This is a genomic window from Terrirubrum flagellatum (genome assembly GCF_022059845.1).
GTDB lineage: Bacteria > Pseudomonadota > Alphaproteobacteria > Rhizobiales > Beijerinckiaceae > Terrirubrum > Terrirubrum flagellatum.
Genome location: NZ_CP091851.1, coordinates 3,514,526 through 3,534,535, shown reverse-complemented (window position 1 = coordinate 3,534,535; position 20,010 = coordinate 3,514,526). Strand labels below are relative to the sequence as shown.

Sequence of the window (20,010 nt, the reverse complement as noted above, 5' to 3'; positions counted from 1 at the left end):
TCAGGGTTTGGGCGGCAACAAAGGGGTCGGGCAGGCTTCGATCAGCTTGCGCGCGGCAAGCGGAACGCCGTCGATGGGAAAGGCGAGCGGAGCGGCGGTCGAGGAAGGCGCGGCGAAGCTTGCGCGCGTCCCGCGCCAGAGCGTTGCGATGAGCCGCGCCGCATGTTCGCCCTCGAGTTTCCAGGAGCCATTACCCTTGCCGTCGCTCTCGTGCGAGCCATGCCAGAGCGACTGCGTGGAATCGCTATTGGCGTTCTCGACGGTCAGCGCGAGCGGCGCGTCATTGTCTGCGCCGCCGCCCGGCGGTCGCGTGACGACCGCCTGCAGCCGGTCGCCGGCGCAGCGCAGCATCAGCTTCGCTGTAGTCTCGTCGCCGCCTTCCGCCGCCGCGGCGATCGTAGGCTGCGACTTGCCGTCGACGCGATCGAGACCCTGTTGCCAGTCCCATTGCATCTCGTCGTCGGCCGCAGGGATCGCGTCCTGGCAGCCCTGCTCGAAGCCGCGCACCGCACGCGCCGCCTGTTGCGTCGCGAGCTTCGCTTCGAGATTGAGCGCCGGCGCCTTCACGATGATTTCGCGCGGCTCCTTCGCCAGCGCGGCGACGAGCGCCGTCATCGGCCGCGCGGCGTCAGGGGATCCATCGAGATCATAGGTCAGCTCGACCACATCCTCGGTCGCGCTTGGCCGTGTCGAGACCAGGGTGCGGCCGGCGCCATTGCGTCGCTCGCTGCCGGCGATTTCATCGCGCGCCGGAGAGACGCGGGTTTTCGCCTCGAAGCGGATGATCTGGCCGGCTGCGGTCGCGACGAATTCCGCGCGCGCGGCCGGCGCCGGCGCGGCCTTGGCGACGCGGAATTCGATCGAGATCGATCCGCGGCCCGGCTTGCGCCCGCTCGTATCGCAGGAGAGCTGCAGGCTCGGGCCGTTGCGCTTCGAAATCGTCGCGAAGGAATAGCCCTGCTGGAACGTTGACTGCCATCGCTCCTGCGCGAGGGCTGACCCCGCGCAGGCGAGAAGACAGGCCGCCGCGAAAGCGGAACGCAAGGTCAGACGAACTGGCTGAGGCCCGGAACCTGCCCGATGATTTCGCCCATCTTGTCTTCGCCGGCTTTCTCGCGCCCGAAGGCGAAAAGCTCGCGGCCGACAGTCTGCATCTGGTCCATGGAAAGGCCGGCGCCCATGAGCTGGCCGCCAAGTGCCATCACGCCTCCGCCGCCCATCAGCCCGCCGAGCGCGCCCATCAGCCCGCCTCCGCCTCCGCCCGCATCGGCGATGGCGGCCTCGGCGCCGGGGGTCTGCGAAATCATCGATTCCACGGCTTCGCCGGGCGCTTCCTTGCGCAGGAAGCCGAGGATGATGCCGATGGCTTTCGTCGCGGTGTCGGCGTCGATTCCCGCGGCGGTGGCGAGCCGGCTGACGAGTTCATCCATGGCGGTCTCCTGAGCGAATCTGATTGAGGCCCAGCATGAGCCACGGATCGGGAAAGCTGACAAGCAAGCGGGCTGTGGCGGAATTCAGGCGCCGCTAGAGCGGGATGCGAAAAAGTGGGAACCGGTTTTTCGCGCCAATCCCGCTCTAAGCTTTTGGAATCGATCACGTTCATGATTTTGGATTGATTCAATCCAAAATCATCGTGATCTAACCGCCGCCGTGAAGACGATTTCGAGCAGCACGTCCTCGCCCAGTCCGCCGACCTGCACCGCCGCGCGCGCCGGCAGATGCTCTGCGGCGAAATAGCTCTTCCACTCCTCGTTGAAGGCGGACTTGAGCGCGAGGTCCGAGACGAAGACGAGCGCCGAGAGAATTTTTGTCTTGTCCGATCCATGCTGGCCAAGCAGCAGGTCGAGCTGGCGGAACACGTCGCGCGCCTGACCGCCCATATCGAGCGACAGGTCTTCCGAGACCATGCCGCCGAAATAGAGCACGCCCTGATGCTCGACGACCTCATGCAGGATGCCGCCATAGGGGCTGGTGCGCCGGATCATATGAAGTCCTCGTTGCGGGAGATGACCGCCTCTATACGGCCGGGGCGGCGGCGGGAAGCCGTTGCGACGCGTTCACGGGCTTCGCCGGGCCAGGGATTGCGTGGGCTGACAAGCGGAGGGGGAAATTGATAATCGTTATTCCGATTATCAGTATGCCGATTATCGGTATGCTAGGGAGTTGAGGACTGAGAATGCTGAGCGAGCCCAGGTTCTGGGACCGATCGAAACGCCGCGCATGGGACCGCGCCATTCGGTTCACCGACCGCGTTGCGGCCCATCCATCCAGCATTCGCCAGGTGGTGGAATGGATCAACGCGCATTGGGCCGGCGATCCGGCAGCGGCCGAAAGTCTGCGCCTTTGGCGCGGTGTGCTGACGAATGATCCGCAGCAGATCGCCAAGCTTGTTCTGGCCGATGACGATCGCGGCGAGTTCCTTCGCGACACAATTCCGCCGATCTTCCCGATCGGGGCGGCCGAGCGCGCCGAGATGCTGCGCGCCCGCCAATGATCACCCGTCGCGCGCTCGAACATGTGCTGCGCGCTTGCGCGTCGATTACCGGCGAGAAGAGATTCGTCGTGGTCGGGTCGTCCGGCATTGTTGCGATAGTCGATAATCCGCCGCCGGAGATGTTGAAAACGCGCGAGATCGACCTCTATGCGCCGGACGCGTCGGATGTCGAACGGGTGTCCGATCTGATCGACGGATCGATCGGCTCGGGCTCCCTCTTTGAATCGACATTCGGTTACGCCGCCGATGGCGTGTCGCCCGGCACAGCCGTTCTGCCGGCTGACTGGCGGACGCGCGCAACTATCTTCAGCAGCGAGGACAGCGGAGGCGCGACCGCTGTCATTCCCTCGATCAATGATATCGCCCTTTCGAAGCTGGTCGCATGGCGCGAGAAGGATCGGGAATGGATCGCCGCAGCGATCGCGCACGGTTTCGCCGATCCTGACCAGATCGCGGGGATCGCGGCGAGCCTTCCACCCACGGACACCCCGCCCGAAGAGCTGCAAAGACGTCTGGCCGTCATTGGAAATCCGCCGCGGCCCGTCCTATAAATCCCTGAGCTGCTGGAGACGCGCCTGATATGGCTGACGATTCGATCTATCTCGGGAAGACCGCTGCGCCGGACGCCAAGGACGAGCAGCTCTATCTCAAATTCGGCAACCGTCACGGCCTCGTCACCGGCGCGACGGGCACCGGCAAGACCGTGTCGCTGCAGGTGATGGCCGAAGGCTTCTCGAACGCCGGCGTTCCCGTTTTCGCCGCCGACATCAAGGGCGACCTCTCCGGCGTGGCGGCGATGGGCGAGGAGAAGGACTGGGTCAAGAAGCGCTGCGCCGACATCGGCTACAAGTGGCAGGCGGACGCGTTCCCCGTGACCTTCTGGGACATGTTCGGCGAGCAGGGCCATCCCGTTCGCGCCACCATCACCGAAATGGGGCCGCTGTTGATGGCGCGCCTGCTGCAACTCAACGACGTGCAGGAAGGTGTGCTCAACATCGTCTTCCGCATCGCCGATGACGAGCATCTGCCTCTGATCGATCTCAAGGATCTGCGCGCGCTCCTCGCCTACATCTCGGAGAACGCGGCCAAGCTCACGACGCAGTATGGCAACATCGCCACGCAGTCGGTCGGCGCGATCCAGCGCACGTTGTTGGTGCTCGAGAATCAGGGCGCAGCGAAATTCTTCGGCGAGCCGGCGCTCGATCTCGCCGACATGATGAAGACCGATCGCGACGGCCGCGGGATCATCAATATTCTCGCCGCCGACAAGCTGATGGCCAACCCACAGCTCTATGCGACGTTCCTGCTCTGGCTCGTGTCCGAACTGTTCGAGAAGCTTCCCGAGGTCGGCGATCTCGACAAGCCGAAGCTTGTCTTCTTCTTCGACGAGGCGCATCTCCTCTTCAACGACGCGCCAAAATCGCTGCTCACCGCCGTCGAGCAGGTGGTGCGCCTGATCCGCTCGAAGGGCGTCGGCATCTATTTCGTCACGCAGAATCCGCTCGACGTGCCCGACACCGTGCTCGGCCAGCTCGGCAACAGGTTGCAGCATGCCTTGCGCGCCTTTACGCCGCGCGATCAGAAAGCGGTGCAGACGGCGGCCGACACCTTCCGCCAGAATCCGAAATTCTCCACCGCCGAAGCCATCACGCAGCTCGCGGTCGGCGAGGCGCTGGTGTCGGTGCTCGAAGGCAAGGGCACGCCGACCATGGTCGAGCGCACGCTGGTTCATCCGCCGTCGGGACGCGTCGGGCCGCTCAAGCCGGAAGAGCGCCGCGACGTGATTTCGCGCAGCGTCGTGCGCGGCAAATATGACACTGCGATCGACAGCGAATCCGCCTACGAACTCCTGCAGAAGCGCAGGGAGATGGCGGAACAGCCGGCGAAAGAAGCGTCCGCTTCAGGCGGCATCGGCGGCATCCTTGGCTCGATCTTCGGCGGCGGCTCGGCGCCGGCGCCATCGGGCAAGGGATCGGGCGGCGGCCGGGGCCGCATGGGGATGGGCGAGCTTGTCGCCCGCCGCGTCGCTTCGACGGTGGCGAGCCAGGTCGGCAACGCCATCGTGCGCGGCGTGCTCGGCTCGATCATGGGCGGAAGGCGTTGAAGCTCAGGCGAAATCGGATTGCGTGATGAGATTGCGACTTCGTTCTTGACCTGAAGCTTGCGCGCTTCTTTGTGCCGGGCTGTACGCCTGAGGCTATCGATGGGGCCGCAGGAGGTAGTGGCCAGGGTGTTCGTAGATCTCCATTGCGCTTTTTGGCGAAACTGTCTGCGACAGACTCGTGCCGTCATAGACGTCGACCTGCGACAAGCCGATTGGCGATCCCCAGGCGAAGGTCACCTCGTACCACTGCGATGTCACGCCTGTTGGAAGCGACGAGGAAGCCTGATGTAATTTGATATGGATTCCTGTCACCACATAATCGTCCGGGACCGATATTTTTTTGCCGTCATCCGCTACGCGCGAGTCGGGATCCCAGATGCCGAGTATCTGCCGGCTGAAATTGAACGTGCTGTCGCCCCTGTCTCCAAAGGACTTTGAACCTGATTCTTCACCCCACACCGTTTTGCTGACGGAACGCGAAATCAGCTTGGGTGGAGGTGGACGGGTTGTTGGAGGCGGTTCCAGTCTGCTCCACCAGAAGATGATGACGGCGCGCCAGTTCGGGTCCTCTGCGCCGTCTTTTGCTCCCGCCAGCGCCGCCGCGCTTTCTCCTCCCGCCTCACTGCTGAGATGTTTGAAATTGTTTCCCGCCACACTCCGCAATTGGGCAAGCACCGCGTTAGCGCGCCGACGGGAAAGCTCGCGATTGAACGCTGCTCCCCCGGATCGGCTGGCCAATCCCAGCAGATGCACGCTCCCATTCTGTCGCAGCCTTCGGCCAAGCTCACCTTGAATGAAGGAAATGTGCGCGGGCCGGAGAACATCGCTGCCGATTGAAAAATGACTGAGACGCGCCCCGATTGCATCGCGCGTTGACCAGAGTGTGGTGACTTCGCCCATGGCGTCCTCCTTCCGGATCGACGTGCGGCACCATAAAGCTGGCGCGGGGCGATGCTGTTTCGGAAAGAACAGGCGTCGACGGGCCTGTGCGTCGGCGCACTTGATACGAGAACCCTTCGAGCATGCGGTGGCGAGAGCTGCGGAGCATCCGGCGGATGTTGTAAAACGTCTCAGTCCGCCGAACTCCTCTTCGCCGAGTCACGTTTGGCGCTGCGCGAGTTCGACGGCTCTTTTACGCGATTTCCCACGCGAGCAGCAAAGCAGGAATAACTTGTTGGCGAGCGCGGGAAGCGACGCTGCGGAGCGCTGAGCTCAGATCGAATAACTCGTCCGGAAGCCGCCCCAGTGGCGGCCATTGACGACCACAGGCGCGTCGATCTCTTTCATCATCACGAATTTTCCGCCGCCCATGTCGCGCGCATAGAACTGGACGAGATGCGGATGGGTGTTGCGTGCGGCTGCGAGGCCGGCGCGATCGGCGAAGATGCGCTTGTTGCGGCAGTTCGCAGTGTTCCAGACGACGTCGTTCGCCTTCTGCGGTTGTGAATAACGCTTGTTGTGGACAGGCAGATAGGCGTTGAGGTCGACCGCGCAGCAGAAGGCGAGCTTGTCATCCTTGGCGAGGATCGCTTCCTGGATGGGAGTCAGGAGCTTCTCCAGCGTGTGAACGGCGGCGTTTGAATATTGCACCGGATTCGTGCCTGATATGACGCGATAATTCGTGTCGAAAAGCTGCGTTTCCGTGAGCAGGCGATCACTCAGCGCCTGCTCCATGGCGCGCGAAATGGCGAAGGCGCCTTGCGTGGCGCGCGCGATCAGCGGCGCCATGCGCTCATTTTCCTCGCGCATCGCCTTGCGCGCGGCCTCGGCGATTCCGTCCGAAGCGCGATGGAAACGCACATGCACGCCAAGCTTGTCGACGCGCAGGATCTCGGTATGCAATGCGCCGATCTTCTCGACGCGGCAGAGAGCCTTTTCGCCTTCAAGCTCTTCATCAGCCTGCGGCAGACGCAGGATCGCGCCGTCCATGCCGAACTCGATCGTCTCGCCGGAGAAGTTGAGCGGGCCAACGGACAATGCGCAGCGCAGCAGGATCGGCCGACGCATGTCGAGATCGTCAGGATCGCGCTCGCGCGTCTGCGTCGTCAGGATGAAGAGATTGTCGTGCAGCTTACCCAGCGCGTCGTCCGTGGTCGAGCTCTGGCTGGCGATCAATTCGGCCGCGGCGAGCGAATCCGCCGCGATCTGCTGCAGCGAACGGCTCTGCTCGGAAAGCGCTTCGGCGTCCCTGGCGCTTTCCGCCGCGCTCGCCGAGAGCTGCGCTACGCTGGTGAGCTGCGAGCGCGCGGAGTCATCGATCGAGGCGCAGAGCTGCGCCGTGTTCTTCACTTCCGCCGTCACCATCGAGACGGAGTCGCGGCAGGACTGGCTGGCGGCGCGCAGCGCCGCGATCTGCTTCTGCACGGTCTCGGTGGCGGCGCGCGTGTCTTCGGAGAGCTTGCGCACTTCGAGCGCGATCACGGCGAAGCCGCGGCCCTCTTCGCCGGCGCGGGCCGCCTGGATGTTGGCGTTGTGCGACAGCATCGTCGTCTGCTGCGCGATATAGGAGACGAGTTCGATGACGCCGGCGATCTGTTCGGCGACGCGGCCGAGCTCGGTCACGGCGTCTTCAGCGCGCGCCGTCTTCTCGGTCGCGGACGCGGTCATGCTGTTGGCGCGCGCCACATGGGCGCTGATGGCGCTTGAGGAGGTGCGGATGTCGTCGAGCGCGACCGCCATCTCCTTGGCGCCGCGCGCGAAGCTTGCGGCGACGGAGCCCACGGACCCGGCAAGATCGGAAACCTGCTTGGCGCCCTGAATTTGCCCCTCGGCGGAGCGCTTCATCTCATGGGAGGCGCGCTGGGCGACCGCATGGGCTTCGCCGAGATCGCGCTCGATCAGCTTGAAGGCCGGGCCGCGGTCAAAGGAGCTGGCGTGCGGCGACGCTTCGGGCGCCTCCGGCGTCTCGAAGTCGCTGTCATCCACCGCAACGGCGGCGGCGCCTTGAAGCCCTGCCATGACCCCGCTTTCCGGTGAAACCGCGCAATCGAAGCGATGAACCAATCCCGTACAATTCGCGCAGGTTATGATTAAGGAAGCGTTGCCGGGAGGCCCCGGCGACTGTTCGCAGGCGGCTCAACCCTCAGAACTCAATGTCATGTCCCCATTGCGGAACATGGCTCGCGAGCTTGTCGAGCAGCCGGTCGAGTTGCTCGCGCTCCGCGACGCTCAGGCAGGCGAGCATGTCGCGCTCGCGTTGCTTCAGGCCGGGAATGTAGCGCGCGAACAGCGCACGCCCCTTTGCGGTGAGATGGAGCAGTTGTCGGCGGCCATCCTGTCTGTCGAGGGTCCGCTTCACCAGCCCCTTTTTCTCCAGCGCGATGATGCCGCGGCTGATGTTGGCTTTGAGATGGCCGGAATATTCGCAGATGTCGCTGGCCGTCACGCCTTCGCGATAATGCAGAAAAAGCAGCGTGACGATTTCAGGGCGCGTGATCCCGTGCTCCATCTCGATCGCGCGGAATGACGGCTCGCGATAGAAATTCAGGACATAGCCGAGCTTGTAGGCGGTCGGGATTTCCGTGCCGCTGAGCACGCCTGCGAGATCGGCTTCCGGCGGCGTCTCACCTCCGCTTTTCGAACGGTCGCTCGCAGATAGTCTCATATGTGACTTTTTTGTTGAATTGCTCATGGGGCCATCATAACCTGCCGGGAGATCGCAGGCGCTTTCCAAGAATCATGCGATGGGGAGGATTATATGGACGCTGGCTCTGTCCGGCGAACGCGTGCGGCTGCGCTTGAAAGGCCCAAGGCGCGCTGCCTTTACTCCGGCTCCGAAGCGCATCCGATTTTCGTCGACAGCTTGCCGGCTGCGCCTTCCACGCGCCGCAAGACGCCGGTGGTGATGATCCATGGCGGCGGTCACACAGGCGCCTGTTATCTCGCGACGCCCGATGGCCGCGCGGGCTGGGCTGAGCATTTCGCTGCGAGCGGTCGCGACGTTTTCATTCCCGATTGGCCAGGCCATGGCCGTTCTCCCATGTCGCCTGACTTCGCGACCCTGTCGACGCGCGACATCGCGGAATCGCTGATGGTTCTTCTGGAGGAGATCGGGTCGGCCGTCCTCGTCGCGCATTCCGCCGCTGGTCCCATGGCATGGTGGATCGCCGAGCAGAAGCCTCACCTTGTCGCAGCGATCGTCGGTCTCGCGCCCGGGCCGCCGGCCAATCTGCTGCCCGATCTCCCGGCCGATCCTGCGGCGATTCATGCGTTGCGTGATGATGAAAGTCTGGGCTGTCCGGTCTATGCGCCGGAGAACGCGCCGGTCTGGCTTCCCGTCGATTTCATGCGCGATTTCTGGGCCAATGCGCCGCGCTTTCCCAAGCATGCTTTCGAGATTTATCGCCGCTCGATCGTTCCAGAGAGCGCCCGGGTGCTCAACGAGCGTTTCAACATTGGCGGGCGCGGCTTGAAAGTCGCCGATCCGAAATCGCTCCGCGCGTTCGATATTCTCATCATGACGGGCGATCATGATCCGCGCCATCCGCGCGCGCTTGATCAGGCGACCGCCGAGGCGCTGGGCGCCGAATTTCTCTTTCTTCCCGATATCGGCGTCAGCGGGAACGGCCATCTCCTGATGATCGAGGACAACAGCGCCGAGCTGGCGGGGCTCGCAATCGACTGGCTCGACCGCAAAGGCTGCTGAGCGATTTTTTGAAGCGCGCGTCAGACGCGCCAAACGGAGGAGATGCAGATGAGGCTTTCAGGACTTGGCGCGCTCGCGCTGGCGCTTGCTGTGGCGACCGCGGCGCAGGCGCAGATCAGCGACGATGTCGTGAAGATCGGCGTGCTGACTGACATGAATGGCGTCACCGCCGACATCACCGGCAAGGGCTCCGTCGCCGCAGCCGAGATGGCGGTGAAGGAATTCGGCGGAACGGTGCTGGGAAAGCCGGTGCAGGTGATCTTCGCCGATCATCAGCACAAGGTCGATGTCGGCGCCGCCATCACGCGACGCTGGACCGATGTCGACAAGATCGATGCGATCGTCGACGTGCCGAATTCCGGCGTCGCGCTCGCGGTGCAGGAGATCGCGCGCGAGAAGAAGCGCATCGTCATGTATTCCGGCGCGGGCACCACTGCGCTGACCAACGAGCAATGCTCGCCCTACGGCTTCCACTGGACCTACGACACCTACGGCGTGTCGCGCGGAACGGCGTCCGCCGTGGTGAAGGCGGGAGGAACGTCCTGGTTCTTTCTCGCCGCCGACTACGCCTTCGGTCATCAGCTCCAGAAAGATGCGACCGACGTTGTCAAGGCGAATGGCGGAACCGTCGTCGACTCTGTTCGGCATCCGCTTAACACGGCCGATTTCTCCTCCTTCCTGCTGCGCGCGCAGGCGTCGGGCGCGAAGGTGATCGGCATCGCCAACGCCGGCAACGACACCATCAATGCGATGAAGCAGGCGGGCGAGTTCGGGCTCGTGCAGCAGGGGCAGAATCTCGCGGCGCTCGTGTTCTTCCTGCAGGATGTCCACGGGCTCGGCCTGCAGGCTGCGCAGGGAACTTATCTCACCACGGCGTCCTATTGGGACATGAATGACGTGACGCGCGCCTGGTCGAAGGAATTCATGGCGAAGACAGGCATGATGCCGTCGATGCTTCACGCCGGCGTCTATGGCGCGGTGCTGCATTATCTCAAGGCGATCAAAACGGCGGGAAGCGATGACGCCGACAAGGTGGCGGCGGCGATGCGCGCCGCGCCGATTCATGACGCCTTCACCGACAATGCGACGATCCGCGAGGACGGCAGGGTCCTGCGTCCGATGTATCTCGCCAAGGTCAAGAAGCCGTCCGACTCCAAATATCCCTGGGACTATTTCGAAATCGTCAGAACGATTCCGGCGGAAGAGGCGGTCTGGCCGTTGTCGGAAAGCAAATGCGCTCTCGTGCGGAAAGGGTGATACCCAGCAGAGCGGCGGGAGGCGCCTTCTAGCCGTTTGCCGCCCTTTGCCCTAATCTCAGGCCAAAGAAAGGTCGGGAGGCCAGGGCGGGATGAATGAAGCGCGGCCCATCGCCGGCGGCGCTGCGATCGCGGCCCTCAGCGGCGCGCGCTTCTTCGATGGCGTGCCCGCCGACATCCTGTCGAGCCTCGCCGCCGAGGCCGAATTCATTGATGTCGCCGCCGGCGAGACCTTGTTCCACGAAGGCGACGACTCCTCCGACATCTATGTCATTCGCTCCGGCGCGGTCGCGATTCTCAGGCGCATGTCCGATGGAATAACGGCGCGCGTCGGCGAGATTTTCGCTGGCGAAACCGTCGGCGAGATGGCGATGCTGACGGGCGATCCCCGCACCGCGACCGCCGTCACGCTGCGCGACAGCGAGTTCGTGAAGCTCTCGCGCGAGGCGGTGGGATCGCTGGTCGCGCGCGATCCCGAAGTGGCGCTCGCCATCGCCCGCGTGCTGGCGCGGCGCCTTGCGAAGATGCGCGGCGTCGCGCGGCCGACCGCGCGGCCCCGCGTGTTCGCGATCCTGCCGCATGTCGATCTTCCCCAGCCGCGCGTCGATGATTTCATCGCACGGCTTGGCGCAGCGCTTGGCGCCTGGGGGTCGGTGGCGCAGATCACCCGCGCCGACGCGGATCGTCCGCGCGCCTGGATGCAGCAATGCGAGGCGAGAAACGAACACACCTTGTTTATTGGCCGCGGCGGCGACGCCGAATGGAGCGCCTTCTGCGCGCGCCAGGCCGATCTGGTGTTGCTGCTGGCTGACGCCGGCGCCGCGCCATCGCGTTCGCCCGGCTGGAGCGAACAGCGCGCGCCTCATTCGCTGCATGAATTGCAGCGCGAACTCGTGCTGCTCAGCCCTGACGGCGTCGAGCGCCGCGGCGCCGGCGCCTGGCGCGACGCGGTCGATCATGACTTCCATCATCATGTCGTCGATGACGGCGACGTGGCGCGCGTCGCGCGGCTGATCACGCGCCGTGCGACGGCCATCGTCCTGTCCGGCGGCGGCGCGCGCGGGTTCGCCCATCTCGGCGTCGTCGATGCGCTGATCGAGGCGGGCGCATCAATCGACATTTTCGGCGGATCGAGCATGGGCGCGATCATCGCCGCAGCTTACGCCGGCGGCTGGCCGCGCGAACTCGTGCATGAAAAACTGCGCCAGTCCTTCGTCCGTCGCAGGCCCCTGTCAGACCCGACGCTGCCCGTGGTCTCGCTGTTTCGCGGCCGGAAAGTGGAGTGGCTGCTGACCCAGGCGTTCGCCGACATCCATATCGAGGATTTGCGCCGGCCCTATTTCTGCGTGACTTCTTGTCTGACGCGCGCCGCGCCGATGGCGCACCGCGCCGGACTGCTGCGCCGCTGGCTGCAGGCGAGCGTCTCCATTCCCGGCGTGCTGCCGCCTGTCGTCGAGGGCGGGCTCGTCCATGTCGATGGCGGCATCATGGACAATCTCCCGATCGATGCGGCGACTGCGATGCTGCGCGGTCCCGTCATCGGCGTCGATGTCAGCGGCGATGAGCATTTCGATCACGTCCATCCCCCGGCCCATCCCTTCTGGCGGCGGCTCGTTGGCGCCGAGCCGGGCGTTCCCAGCATCATGGAGACGCTGTGGCGCGTCGGAACCGTCGGCAGCGTCTCGACGACGAAGCGCGATCAGGATCACGCCGCGCTGATCATCCGCCCGCCGGTCGGACTGCTTGGGCTTCTCGACTGGAAGAATTTCGATCGCGCCGTCGCGCTGGGCTACGAGCATACGAAGCGGTTGCTGGCGGAGCGGCCGGAGCTGATCGCCGGCCTGCGCGACGCGCAGCCTGTCGCAGCGACATCGGCATTGCATCACTGACATCGATTTCTTTTAATCCGCTCACAGCCGCCATCGAATCCCCCGGACCGCGACATGACGCCTTCATCCCAGCTCGACCAGGTTCTCGGCGTCGTCGACGCCGATCTCGATCAGTCGCTCGAGCGGCTGTTCGCTTTCCTCAGGATGCCGTCGATTTCGACCGATTCCGCCTACAAGGAGGACTGCCGCCGCGCCGCCGAATGGCTGGCCGAGGATGTCGCGTCGATCGGCTTCGAGGCGTCGGCGCGGCCCACGGCTGGCCATCCCGTCGTCGTCGGGCGCATGAATGGCGGCGCCAAGCGCCATGCGCTGTTCTACGGCCATTACGACGTGCAGCCGGTCGATCCGCTCAATCTCTGGAACCATGATCCCTTCGATCCCAAGCTGATCCAGATCGAGAAGGACAGGAAGGTGATCTCGGCGCGCGGCGCCTGCGACGACAAGGGCCAGGTGATGACCTTCGTCGAAGCCTGCCGCGCCTGGAAGAAGGCGACGGGCTCGTTGCCGATCGGCGTGACGCTGATGGTCGAGGGCGAGGAGGAATCGGGCTCGATCAATCTTCCGCCCTTCGTGAAGGCCAACAAGAAGGAGCTCGAAGCCGATCTCGCGCTCGTATGCGACACCGGCATGTGGGACCGGAAGACGCCAGCGATCACGACGTCGCTGCGCGGCATGGTCTATGAGGAGATCATCCTGCGCGCCGCGAACCGCGATCTGCACTCAGGCGTCTATGGCGGCGCGGCGCAGAACCCGATCCATATTCTCTCGCGCATCTGCGGCTCGCTGCACGACAAGAACGGCCGCGTGCGCGTGCCTGATTTCTACAAGGGCGTGTCCAATCTTCCGAAAGCTGTGAAGGCCGATCTCGCCAAATTGAAGCTGACGGAAAAGCAGTTCCTCGGGCCGATAGGGCTGAAGAAGTCAGCTGGCGAGAAGGGCCGTCTGCTGATCGAACAGGTGTCGACGCGACCGACCTGCGACGTCAACGGCATCTGGGGCGGCTACACCGGCGAGGGCACGAAGACCGTCATCGCAGGCGAAGCGCGCGCCAAGGTGTCGTTCCGGCTCGTCGGCGATCAGGACCCAGCCGCGATCCAGAAGAATTTCCGCGCTTTCGTGAAGAGCCAGGTTCCAGCCGACTGCTCCGTCGAGTTCATTGGCTACAAGGGCTCGCGCGCGATCCAGTTGCCGTTCGACAGCCCCGATCTCCTGAAGACGCGCGATGCGCTGACGAAGGAGTGGGGCAAGAAGACGGTGATGATCGGCTCCGGCGGATCGATTCCCGTTGTCGGCGATTTCAAGCGCACGCTCGGCCTTGACTCGCTGCTTGTGGGCTTTGCGCTTGACGATGACAGGGTGCATTCGCCGAACGAGAAGTATGATCTCTCCTCGTTCCACAAGGGCGTCAGGAGCTGGGTGCGGATTTTAGCGGCGCTGGCGGAGTGAAAACAGCGGCGCAAAGAAGCCGCAGTAGTCGAGTGCGTTCCTTCTCCCCTTGCGGGAGAAGGTGTCGCTGCGCTTGGCGCAGCGACGGATGAGGGGAAAACTCGATGCGAGATGCTTCCCCCTCACCCGTCGCCTTCGGCGACACCCTCTCCCGCAAGGGGAGAGGGGCGCGCGGCAAGAAGCAGAATAAGCGAGCAGCATTCGCGCCACGGAAACATGACCGCGCCGCAAAGAACAACAGCGATGATCAATCGTTGGCGCCGACTTCTGCGAATACGAAGCCAGCAGGCGTCTTCGTGAACACGAAGATGAGCTGACCGCAGAAGATGAAATAGTTGTCGTTGTTTTCGCCATCGCGATCGTAGGTCGCCTTGCCGCCCTGAATGCAGGCGCGGTTTTTCGCCGTGAAAATGCCGGGATAGGCTTTCGCGCGGAATTGCGCGGCGTCCAGCTTGGCCTCGTCCTGCATATAGGGCAGCCGGGTCATGCCGGCGACGGCGGCGGAGTCGTTGGCCTTCAACGCCGCGCGAAACTTCGCGATGAAATCAGTGAATTCCTTCTGCAGGGCAGGAGACGCCACAGCTTTCTTCGGCGCCTGCGCGTAAGCGGGGGCGAGATGGCAGAGAGCCGCCGCCAGCAGAATTCTCGACAATAGTCGCATGGCTCAATCCCGATAAATTCAATCCATCGAGTGTACACGGCTTCGGACGCCCATCAAAGGTGCGCGGGCGCGACGTCTCGCAAAGCCGCTGCGCGTGATGTCTGCGAAGTTTGAGCGCGAAATAGGATGGGCCTGATCTACAGCAAGCCGCCCAAATCCTTCACCACGGCGCGTGGCGCGAGATCGGGATATTCGTCCGGATTGCCGGCCCTGTTCACCCACACCGCCTTCATGCCGAAGGCCGTCGATCCCGCCACGTCCCAGCGGTTTGACGACACCATGCACATCTCCTGCGGCGACAGTCCGAAGCCGCCAACCGCAAGCTGATAGACGCGCCGGTCCGGCTTGAAGATCTGCACCTCGTCGACCGACCAGACCGCGTCGAGGAGGTCGCCGATGCCGGCGGACGCGATCGCATGATGCAGCATCGTCATCTCGCCATTCGACAGGATCGCCGTGCGATAGTTTTCGGCGCGCAATCGTCGCAGCGTCTCGGGCGCCTCGGGATAGGCGGACAGCGTGCGATAGGCCGCCATCAGATCGGGCTTCAGCGATGCGTCGATCGAGGAGTGGCGCGCCAGCGCGAAATCGAGCGCGTCTTCCGTCAACTCCCAGAAGCTGCGCCAGCGGCCGGCGAGCGACATCACCCAGGAATATTCAAGCTGCTTCGTCCGCCAGAGATCGGAGAGCGCCTGAGCCAGCGGTCCCACGCGCGGCGCGTGGCGCATCACCGCGGAATGAACGTCGAACAGGGTGCCATAGGCGTCGAACACGAACGCCTTGACGCCCGAGCCGATGAGCGGATGAAGCGGCATGATGGACTCCTTGCGGGCCGGTTTTGTTCCGCGTCCGTGCGCTCGGATCAAGCGCCCTGATCGCCAGGATCATAGGCGCTGATGGAAACGATGCCGCCATTTCATGGATCGCGGCCATCGCGCGGTGTTGACCGGGCCGGGAGCGAAAGCGCAATTGGACGGCGAAACGAGGAGGATCATATGGCGTGGCATTCCGAGACCTGGACCTGGCTCGATGGCGAGTGGGTGTCGGGCAATCCTGGCATCATGGGTCCGCGCTCGCACGCCGCCTGGCAGGCCTCGTCGGTGTTCGACGGCGCCCGCGTGTTCAATGGCTGGATGCCCGACATGGATCGTCACGCCGAGCGCGTGAACGCGTCCGCCGCCAAAATGGGGCTGAAGGCGACCATGCCGGCCGGGCGCATCGTCGAACTCGCGCGCGAGGGCGCGAAGAAATTCGGGCCTGGCGCTGAGCTCTATGTGAAGCCGATGTATTGGGGCGAGTCGGATGGGCCGGGCATGATCCTGCCCGATCCTGAAGGCACGCGCTTCTGCCTCTGCATGTTTGTCGCGCCGATGCCGGTTCCCGGCGGCGCCAGCATGACCGTCTCGGTGTTCCGTCGCCCCACGCTTGAGACGATGCCGACCGACATCAAGACCGGCGCGCTCTATCCCAACAACGCCCGTGCGCTGCGCGAGGCGAAGTCGCGCGGCTTTGACAATGCGCTGGTGCTCGACATGCTCGGCAATGTCGCGGAGACGACCACGTCGAACATCTTCATGGCGAAGGACGGCGTGGTGCATACGCCGGCGCCGAACGGCACCTTCCTCAATGGCATCACGCGCCAGCGCATGATCAGGCTGCTGCGCGAGAAGGGCGCCACCGTGATGGAGAGCACGCTGCGCATTCCCGATTTCGAGACGGCGGACGAAATCTTCATGTCCGGCAATTTCTCGAAATGCATGCCGGTGCTGAAATTTGGGGATCGCGAGCTGCAGCCCGGCCCGTTCTACCGCAAGGCGCGCGAGGCTTACTGGGAGTTTGCGGCGACGCAGCCGGTGTAAGGTCGCTGCGCGAAGTTTTTCGCTGGGCCCCGGATTCGTGCAGCTAACGAAGTGAGCGGAACGAAGTCCGGGGCCCAGCGCAAGAATCCGCGCAGCGCCTATCTTCGCGCCAGTTTCACACCAGCCGCGCGCGCGCCCGCGAGCATGATCACCGCATAGATCGCGCATCCCGCAAATCCCACGATCGCAAGCGCAATGAGATCGCGCAGCCACGGCGCCATTGCGACGAGCCGCTCCACCGGCGCCTGCGCGAAATAATAGGTCGCGCCGGCCGCGATCGTCGCCAGCGCCACAATCGCAAGGATGCGTGAGAAATCGTCAGTCGCCTGCATGAGACCGCGCTTGCGCGCGACGATGACGAGCGCAATGAGGTTGATCCAGGCGCCGACCGCGGTGGCGAAGGCGAGGCCCGGCGCGCCGATGCGCGGCGCGAGCGCGATCTTCAGCAGCACATTGATCCCGATCGCGGCGAACGAAATCAGCATCGGCGTCTTCGTGTCGCCGCGGGCGCGGAAGCTTGCGACGGCGCTGCCGATCAGCACGATCGCGGGAAGTCCAAGCCCGTAAGCCGCGAGCACCGCGGCCGATGCGCTCGCATCCGCCGTGGTGAAATCGCCGCGCACGAAGGCGGCGCGCATGATGAGGTCGGGAATGGCGAGGATCGCCGCGAAGACCGGGCCGCTCAGCGCGAGCGTGAAGGCGAAGATGCGCGACTGCGCGCGATGGGCGCCTTCGACGTCGCCGGCCGCGATGCGGCGGCTCATCTCCGGCAGCAGCACGGTCGCGCCGGCGATGGCGAGCACGCCGATCGGCAATTGATAGATGCGGTCGGCGTAGTAGATCGTCGCGGGGCCGCCGGCGGGCAGCAGCGTCGACAGAATGAGATCGACGAAAACTGCGATCTGCACGCCTGACGAGCCGATCACCGCCGGCCAGAAGGCGCGCCAGAAATCGCGCATCTCGGGCTCGTTCGTCGGCCGCACAAGACCGGGCAGCACGTCCGCGCGTTTCGCCGCCGCGACGAGAAGCAGGAGCTGCGCGACGCCGGAGAACGTCACGCCCCACGCCGCCGCATGGGTCGCGGAGGGAAAGAGAAAGGCGAGCAGCAGCGCCGCGATCATCGAGAGATTGAGCAGCACGGGCGCGAAGGCGCCGGCGGCGAAGCGGTTCACGGCGTTCAGCGATCCCGTGAGTTGGGTCACCAGAGTCATGAACAGGAGATAGGGGAAGGTGATGCGCGACAGCGTGACCGCGAGGTCGAATTTCGCGTCATCGACCGCAAAGCCGGGCGCCAGAGCGCGCACGACCCACGGCATGGCGACCAGCGCGATCGCAAGCAGGATGAGCTGCGAGGCGAGCAGCACGGTCTGAATCTGGGCCGCGAAATTCTGCGCGGCAGCGGGTCCTTCCGTCGTGCGCAGACGCGTGTAGGACGGCACATAGGCGGCGCTGAAGGCGCCTTCGCCGAACAGCGAACGGAACATGTTCGGCAGCCGCATCGCGACGACGAAGGCGTCCGCCAGCGGGCCCGCGCCGAGCGCCGCCGCCAACACCACGTCGCGGAAGAATCCGGTGACGCGCGAGACGAGCGTGATCCCGCCGACCGACAGGATGTTTTTGAACATGCTCAACGCGCCGCAGAATCAGTCGTGCGACGTTCGTCGCGCGTCATGGGACGCGGCGCGTCGTCAAAACCCATCCGCTCTTCGACAATGTAGAGCGGCCGTCTTTTCACTTCCGCGAAGATGCGGCCGATATATTCACCGAGGATGCCGAGCGACATGAGCTGGATGCCGGCGAAGAACATCACCGACACGATCAGCGTCGGGAAGCCCGGCGTCGTGATTCCGTAAAACAATGCTTCGATAGTGAACCTGATCGCTGCGAGAAAGGCGCAGAACGAGACGAACAATCCGACATAGGTCCACACGCGCAGCGGCACCGTGGAGAACGACGTGATGCCATCGAGCGCAAAGCGCAGAAGCTTGCGGAAGCTCCATTTCGTCGAGCCATGCGCGCGCTCGTGAACATCGAACGGCACGCCGATCGATTTGAAGCCGATCCAGGAATAGAGGCCCTTGGAGAAGCGGGCGCGTTCGCCGAGCGCTTTCAGAGCATCGACGGCCTTGCGGTCGAGCAGGCGGAAGTCGCCGGCGCCGGTCGGCAGCTCGGTCTCGCCGAAATTCGCGAAGAGCTTGTAGAAGCCGCGCGCGAAGGCTCGTTTGAGCGGGCTCTCGATCGCGCGGTCGCGGCGCACGCCATAAACATTGGCGTAGCCTTCGCGCCACTTGGCGAGGAACTCGGCGATCACCTCTGGCGGATGCTGCAGGTCGGCGTCCATGATCACCACGGCCTGGCCGCGCGCATGATCGAGCCCGGCGGCGATGGCGATCTCCTTGCCGAAATTTCGGCTGAAGGACACCGCCGAGAGTCTGGAGTCTGCAGCGCAGAGGAGGCGCAGTTCGTCGGCCGTGGCGTCGCGGCTGCCGTCATTGACGAAGACGACCTCGAAGGACGGCTCGATGCGCGCCATCGTTTCGGCCAGCTTCGCGACGAGTTCATCAAGGCCGCCGGCCTCGTTATAGACCGGGATGACGATGGACAGGACGGGGGGCTCAAGGCCCATGGTGCGACTCGTAAGGGTTGGCGTCGGCGCTCCGCGATTGAGCATAGACGGGAAGCGCGCGAAAGCGGGGCGCAGACTGGATAAGTGGGAGATGTGATGGCGGACGCCGCCTCAACAGATGATGAACGCGGCTTCGCCCTTTGCGCCGACGATTACGCGCTGACGCCCGCCGTCAGCGAGGGGATTCTCGGGCTGCTGGCGCTTGGGCGCCTGTCCGCGACCGGCGCCATGACCAATCGCCCGCATTGGCGCGCCGGCGCGCCGGCGCTGAAACCCTTCGCGAAAGCGGCCGACATCGGCGTCCATCTCAATCTCACCTGCGGCGCCCCCCTTGGCGCGATGCCTGATGTGGCGCCGGAAGGGAAACTGCCGCTGCTGCCGCGCCTCGCGCGTTTGGCGCTGCTCTCCGCTTCGGCGCGCGCCGAGATCGCCGCCGAGATCGGGCGCCAGCTCGACGCTTTCGAGGCGGAATTCGGCGGCCCGCCTGATTTCGTCGACGGGCACCAGCACGCCCATGCGCTGCCCGGAATTGGCGCAAACCTGATCGCGATCCTGGCAAGGCGCTATGGCGGCCGGTCCGGCTTCTTCGTGCGCGATCCCGCCGATCGTCTCTCCGCCATTCTCGCCCGGCCGGCGGCGGCGAAGGCGCTCTCTGTCGCCGTGATCGCGGCGGGCTTTGGCGCGCGCGCCCGGCGCGCGGGCCTTGCGACCAATCGCGGCTTCTCCGGCTTCAGCGCCTTCGATCCCGAGGCGGACTATGGCGCGGAATTCGCCGGCGCGCTGAAACGCCCGGGTCCTGCCCATCTCGTCATGTGCCATCCCGGCGAGATCGATGAGGAGCTGCGCGCCGCCGATCCCGTCATCGCGACGCGCCCGCGCGAACTCGCTTTTCTCGCCAGCGGGCGGTTCGATGAAGTCTGCGCCGAAGCTGGCCTGGGGCTCCGGCGGCTGAGCGGCCGAGGTCGTTCCGGAGATCGCAACTCCGCAAGCAAGGGTTAACAGTTTCGATCTAACCTTGTTAGCGGGGAAT

19 protein-coding genes are annotated in these 20,010 nt (G+C 64.6%); 9 read left to right on the top strand and 10 right to left on the bottom strand.

The features are described 5' to 3' along the window. From L8F45_RS17000 to L8F45_RS16990, 3 genes are all read right to left on the bottom strand, one after another. The gene (locus L8F45_RS17000; protein ID WP_342359061.1) at window positions 1–1,044 is read right to left on the bottom strand and encodes a hypothetical protein; all 1,044 of its coding nucleotides are present in this window, start codon (window positions 1,042–1,044) and stop codon (window positions 1–3) included. A 2-nt stretch (window positions 1,045–1,046) separates the two neighbouring features. Next, window positions 1,047–1,430, bottom strand: coding sequence for a DUF2267 domain-containing protein (locus tag L8F45_RS16995; RefSeq protein WP_342359060.1), 384 nt, complete (start codon window positions 1,428–1,430; stop codon window positions 1,047–1,049). Window positions 1,431–1,628: 198 nt separating this feature from the next. Next, the gene (locus L8F45_RS16990) at window positions 1,629–1,985 is read right to left on the bottom strand and encodes a RidA family protein (RefSeq protein WP_342359059.1); all 357 of its coding nucleotides are present in this window, start codon (window positions 1,983–1,985) and stop codon (window positions 1,629–1,631) included. A gap of 191 nt (window positions 1,986–2,176) precedes the next feature. On the opposite strand from L8F45_RS16990, the gene L8F45_RS16985 reads away from it, so the two are divergent. From L8F45_RS16985 to L8F45_RS16975, 3 genes are read left to right on the top strand one after another with little or no spacing between them, the layout of a single operon-like run. Beyond that, complete coding sequence (locus tag L8F45_RS16985; RefSeq protein WP_342359058.1) at window positions 2,177–2,494, top strand: hypothetical protein; 318 nt, start codon at window positions 2,177–2,179, stop codon at window positions 2,492–2,494. Then, window positions 2,491–3,045, top strand: coding sequence for a DUF6036 family nucleotidyltransferase (locus L8F45_RS16980; RefSeq protein WP_342359057.1), 555 nt, complete (start codon window positions 2,491–2,493; stop codon window positions 3,043–3,045). Before L8F45_RS16985 ends, L8F45_RS16980 begins: the two co-directional genes overlap by 4 nt. A gap of 29 nt (window positions 3,046–3,074) precedes the next feature. Further along, window positions 3,075–4,598 carry a helicase HerA-like domain-containing protein gene (locus L8F45_RS16975; RefSeq protein WP_342359056.1) on the top strand — a complete coding sequence of 508 codons (1,524 nt, stop codon included), beginning with the start codon at window positions 3,075–3,077 and terminating at the stop codon, window positions 4,596–4,598. Window positions 4,599–4,691: 93 nt separating this feature from the next. Here the strand turns inward: L8F45_RS16975 and L8F45_RS16970 are convergent, their stop codons facing one another. The 3 genes from L8F45_RS16970 to L8F45_RS16960 all read right to left on the bottom strand — a co-directional run bounded on the left by L8F45_RS16970 (window position 4,692) and on the right by L8F45_RS16960 (window position 8,229). Next, entirely contained in the window at window positions 4,692–5,498 is an 807-nt protein-coding gene (locus L8F45_RS16970; RefSeq protein ID WP_342359055.1) for an OmpA family protein, read from the bottom strand. Between the two features lie 312 nt (window positions 5,499–5,810). After that, on the bottom strand, window positions 5,811–7,556 hold the full coding sequence (locus L8F45_RS16965; RefSeq protein ID WP_342359054.1) for a methyl-accepting chemotaxis protein: 1,746 nt from the start codon (window positions 7,554–7,556) through the stop codon (window positions 5,811–5,813). A 124-nt stretch (window positions 7,557–7,680) separates the two neighbouring features. Next, complete coding sequence (locus L8F45_RS16960; protein WP_342359053.1) at window positions 7,681–8,229, bottom strand: MarR family winged helix-turn-helix transcriptional regulator; 549 nt, start codon at window positions 8,227–8,229, stop codon at window positions 7,681–7,683. 66 nt (window positions 8,230–8,295) lie between these two features. Here L8F45_RS16960 and L8F45_RS16955 point away from each other — a divergent pair, with 66 nt between their 5' ends. From L8F45_RS16955 to L8F45_RS16940, 4 genes are all read left to right on the top strand, one after another. After that, window positions 8,296–9,243: an alpha/beta fold hydrolase gene (locus L8F45_RS16955; protein ID WP_342359052.1), complete on the top strand. Its 948-nt coding sequence runs from the start codon at window positions 8,296–8,298 to the stop codon at window positions 9,241–9,243. A gap of 42 nt (window positions 9,244–9,285) precedes the next feature. Continuing rightward, a complete protein-coding gene (locus L8F45_RS16950; protein WP_425329933.1) occupies window positions 9,286–10,500 on the top strand; it encodes an ABC transporter substrate-binding protein in 1,215 nt (404 codons plus the stop codon). 91 nt (window positions 10,501–10,591) lie between these two features. Then, window positions 10,592–12,388, top strand: a complete 1,797-nt coding sequence (locus L8F45_RS16945; RefSeq protein WP_342359050.1) for a patatin-like phospholipase family protein — start codon at window positions 10,592–10,594, stop codon at window positions 12,386–12,388. A 54-nt stretch (window positions 12,389–12,442) separates the two neighbouring features. Then, window positions 12,443–13,834, top strand: coding sequence for a M20/M25/M40 family metallo-hydrolase (locus tag L8F45_RS16940; protein ID WP_342359049.1), 1,392 nt, complete (start codon window positions 12,443–12,445; stop codon window positions 13,832–13,834). 247 nt (window positions 13,835–14,081) lie between these two features. On the opposite strand, the gene L8F45_RS16935 is transcribed toward L8F45_RS16940, so the two are convergent. Further along, complete coding sequence (locus tag L8F45_RS16935; RefSeq protein ID WP_342359048.1) at window positions 14,082–14,495, bottom strand: hypothetical protein; 414 nt, start codon at window positions 14,493–14,495, stop codon at window positions 14,082–14,084. A 137-nt stretch (window positions 14,496–14,632) separates the two neighbouring features. After that, the gene (locus tag L8F45_RS16930; protein ID WP_342359047.1) at window positions 14,633–15,310 is read right to left on the bottom strand and encodes a haloacid dehalogenase type II; all 678 of its coding nucleotides are present in this window, start codon (window positions 15,308–15,310) and stop codon (window positions 14,633–14,635) included. Between the two features lie 180 nt (window positions 15,311–15,490). Here L8F45_RS16930 and L8F45_RS16925 point away from each other — a divergent pair, with 180 nt between their 5' ends. Beyond that, on the top strand, window positions 15,491–16,354 hold the full coding sequence (locus tag L8F45_RS16925) for a branched-chain amino acid aminotransferase (RefSeq protein ID WP_342359046.1): 864 nt from the start codon (window positions 15,491–15,493) through the stop codon (window positions 16,352–16,354). 98 nt (window positions 16,355–16,452) lie between these two features. Here the strand turns inward: L8F45_RS16925 and murJ are convergent, their stop codons facing one another. Together murJ and L8F45_RS16915 are read right to left on the bottom strand one after the other, a co-directional pair. Continuing rightward, window positions 16,453–17,979, bottom strand: a complete 1,527-nt coding sequence (gene murJ, locus L8F45_RS16920) for a murein biosynthesis integral membrane protein MurJ (protein ID WP_342359045.1) — start codon at window positions 17,977–17,979, stop codon at window positions 16,453–16,455. A 2-nt stretch (window positions 17,980–17,981) separates the two neighbouring features. Beyond that, entirely contained in the window at window positions 17,982–18,980 is a 999-nt protein-coding gene (locus tag L8F45_RS16915) for a glycosyltransferase family 2 protein (protein ID WP_342359044.1), read from the bottom strand. Between the two features lie 96 nt (window positions 18,981–19,076). Between L8F45_RS16915 and L8F45_RS16910 the strand changes: the two genes are divergently transcribed. Continuing rightward, a complete protein-coding gene (locus L8F45_RS16910; protein ID WP_342359043.1) occupies window positions 19,077–19,979 on the top strand; it encodes a ChbG/HpnK family deacetylase in 903 nt (300 codons plus the stop codon). Window positions 19,980–20,010 lie beyond the last annotated feature (31 nt).

Bases quoted from the DNA above. Each gene is read 5' to 3' on its own strand.
- murJ (WP_342359045.1), bottom strand. From the start codon at position 17,979: ATGTTCAAAAACATCCTGTCGGTCGGCGGGATCACGCTCGTCTCGCGC.
- L8F45_RS16915 (WP_342359044.1), bottom strand. From the start codon at position 18,980: ATGGGCCTTGAGCCCCCCGTCCTGTCCATCGTCATCCCGGTCTATAAC.
- L8F45_RS16990 (WP_342359059.1), bottom strand. From the start codon at position 1,985: ATGATCCGGCGCACCAGCCCCTATGGCGGCATCCTGCATGAGGTCGTC.
- L8F45_RS16970 (WP_342359055.1), bottom strand. From the start codon at position 5,498: ATGGGCGAAGTCACCACACTCTGGTCAACGCGCGATGCAATCGGGGCG.
- L8F45_RS16985 (WP_342359058.1), top strand. From the start codon at position 2,177: ATGCTGAGCGAGCCCAGGTTCTGGGACCGATCGAAACGCCGCGCATGG.
- L8F45_RS16975 (WP_342359056.1), top strand. From the start codon at position 3,075: ATGGCTGACGATTCGATCTATCTCGGGAAGACCGCTGCGCCGGACGCC.
- L8F45_RS16980 (WP_342359057.1), top strand. From the start codon at position 2,491: ATGATCACCCGTCGCGCGCTCGAACATGTGCTGCGCGCTTGCGCGTCG.
- L8F45_RS16925 (WP_342359046.1), top strand. From the start codon at position 15,491: ATGGCGTGGCATTCCGAGACCTGGACCTGGCTCGATGGCGAGTGGGTG.
- L8F45_RS16935 (WP_342359048.1), bottom strand. From the start codon at position 14,495: ATGCGACTATTGTCGAGAATTCTGCTGGCGGCGGCTCTCTGCCATCTC.
- L8F45_RS16950 (WP_425329933.1), top strand. From the start codon at position 9,286: ATGCAGATGAGGCTTTCAGGACTTGGCGCGCTCGCGCTGGCGCTTGCT.
- L8F45_RS16930 (WP_342359047.1), bottom strand. From the start codon at position 15,310: ATGCCGCTTCATCCGCTCATCGGCTCGGGCGTCAAGGCGTTCGTGTTC.
- L8F45_RS16940 (WP_342359049.1), top strand. From the start codon at position 12,443: ATGACGCCTTCATCCCAGCTCGACCAGGTTCTCGGCGTCGTCGACGCC.
- L8F45_RS16960 (WP_342359053.1), bottom strand. From the start codon at position 8,229: ATGAGCAATTCAACAAAAAAGTCACATATGAGACTATCTGCGAGCGAC.
- L8F45_RS16995 (WP_342359060.1), bottom strand. From the start codon at position 1,430: ATGGATGAACTCGTCAGCCGGCTCGCCACCGCCGCGGGAATCGACGCC.
- L8F45_RS16910 (WP_342359043.1), top strand. From the start codon at position 19,077: ATGGCGGACGCCGCCTCAACAGATGATGAACGCGGCTTCGCCCTTTGC.
- L8F45_RS16965 (WP_342359054.1), bottom strand. From the start codon at position 7,556: ATGGCAGGGCTTCAAGGCGCCGCCGCCGTTGCGGTGGATGACAGCGAC.
- L8F45_RS16945 (WP_342359050.1), top strand. From the start codon at position 10,592: ATGAATGAAGCGCGGCCCATCGCCGGCGGCGCTGCGATCGCGGCCCTC.
- L8F45_RS16955 (WP_342359052.1), top strand. From the start codon at position 8,296: ATGGACGCTGGCTCTGTCCGGCGAACGCGTGCGGCTGCGCTTGAAAGG.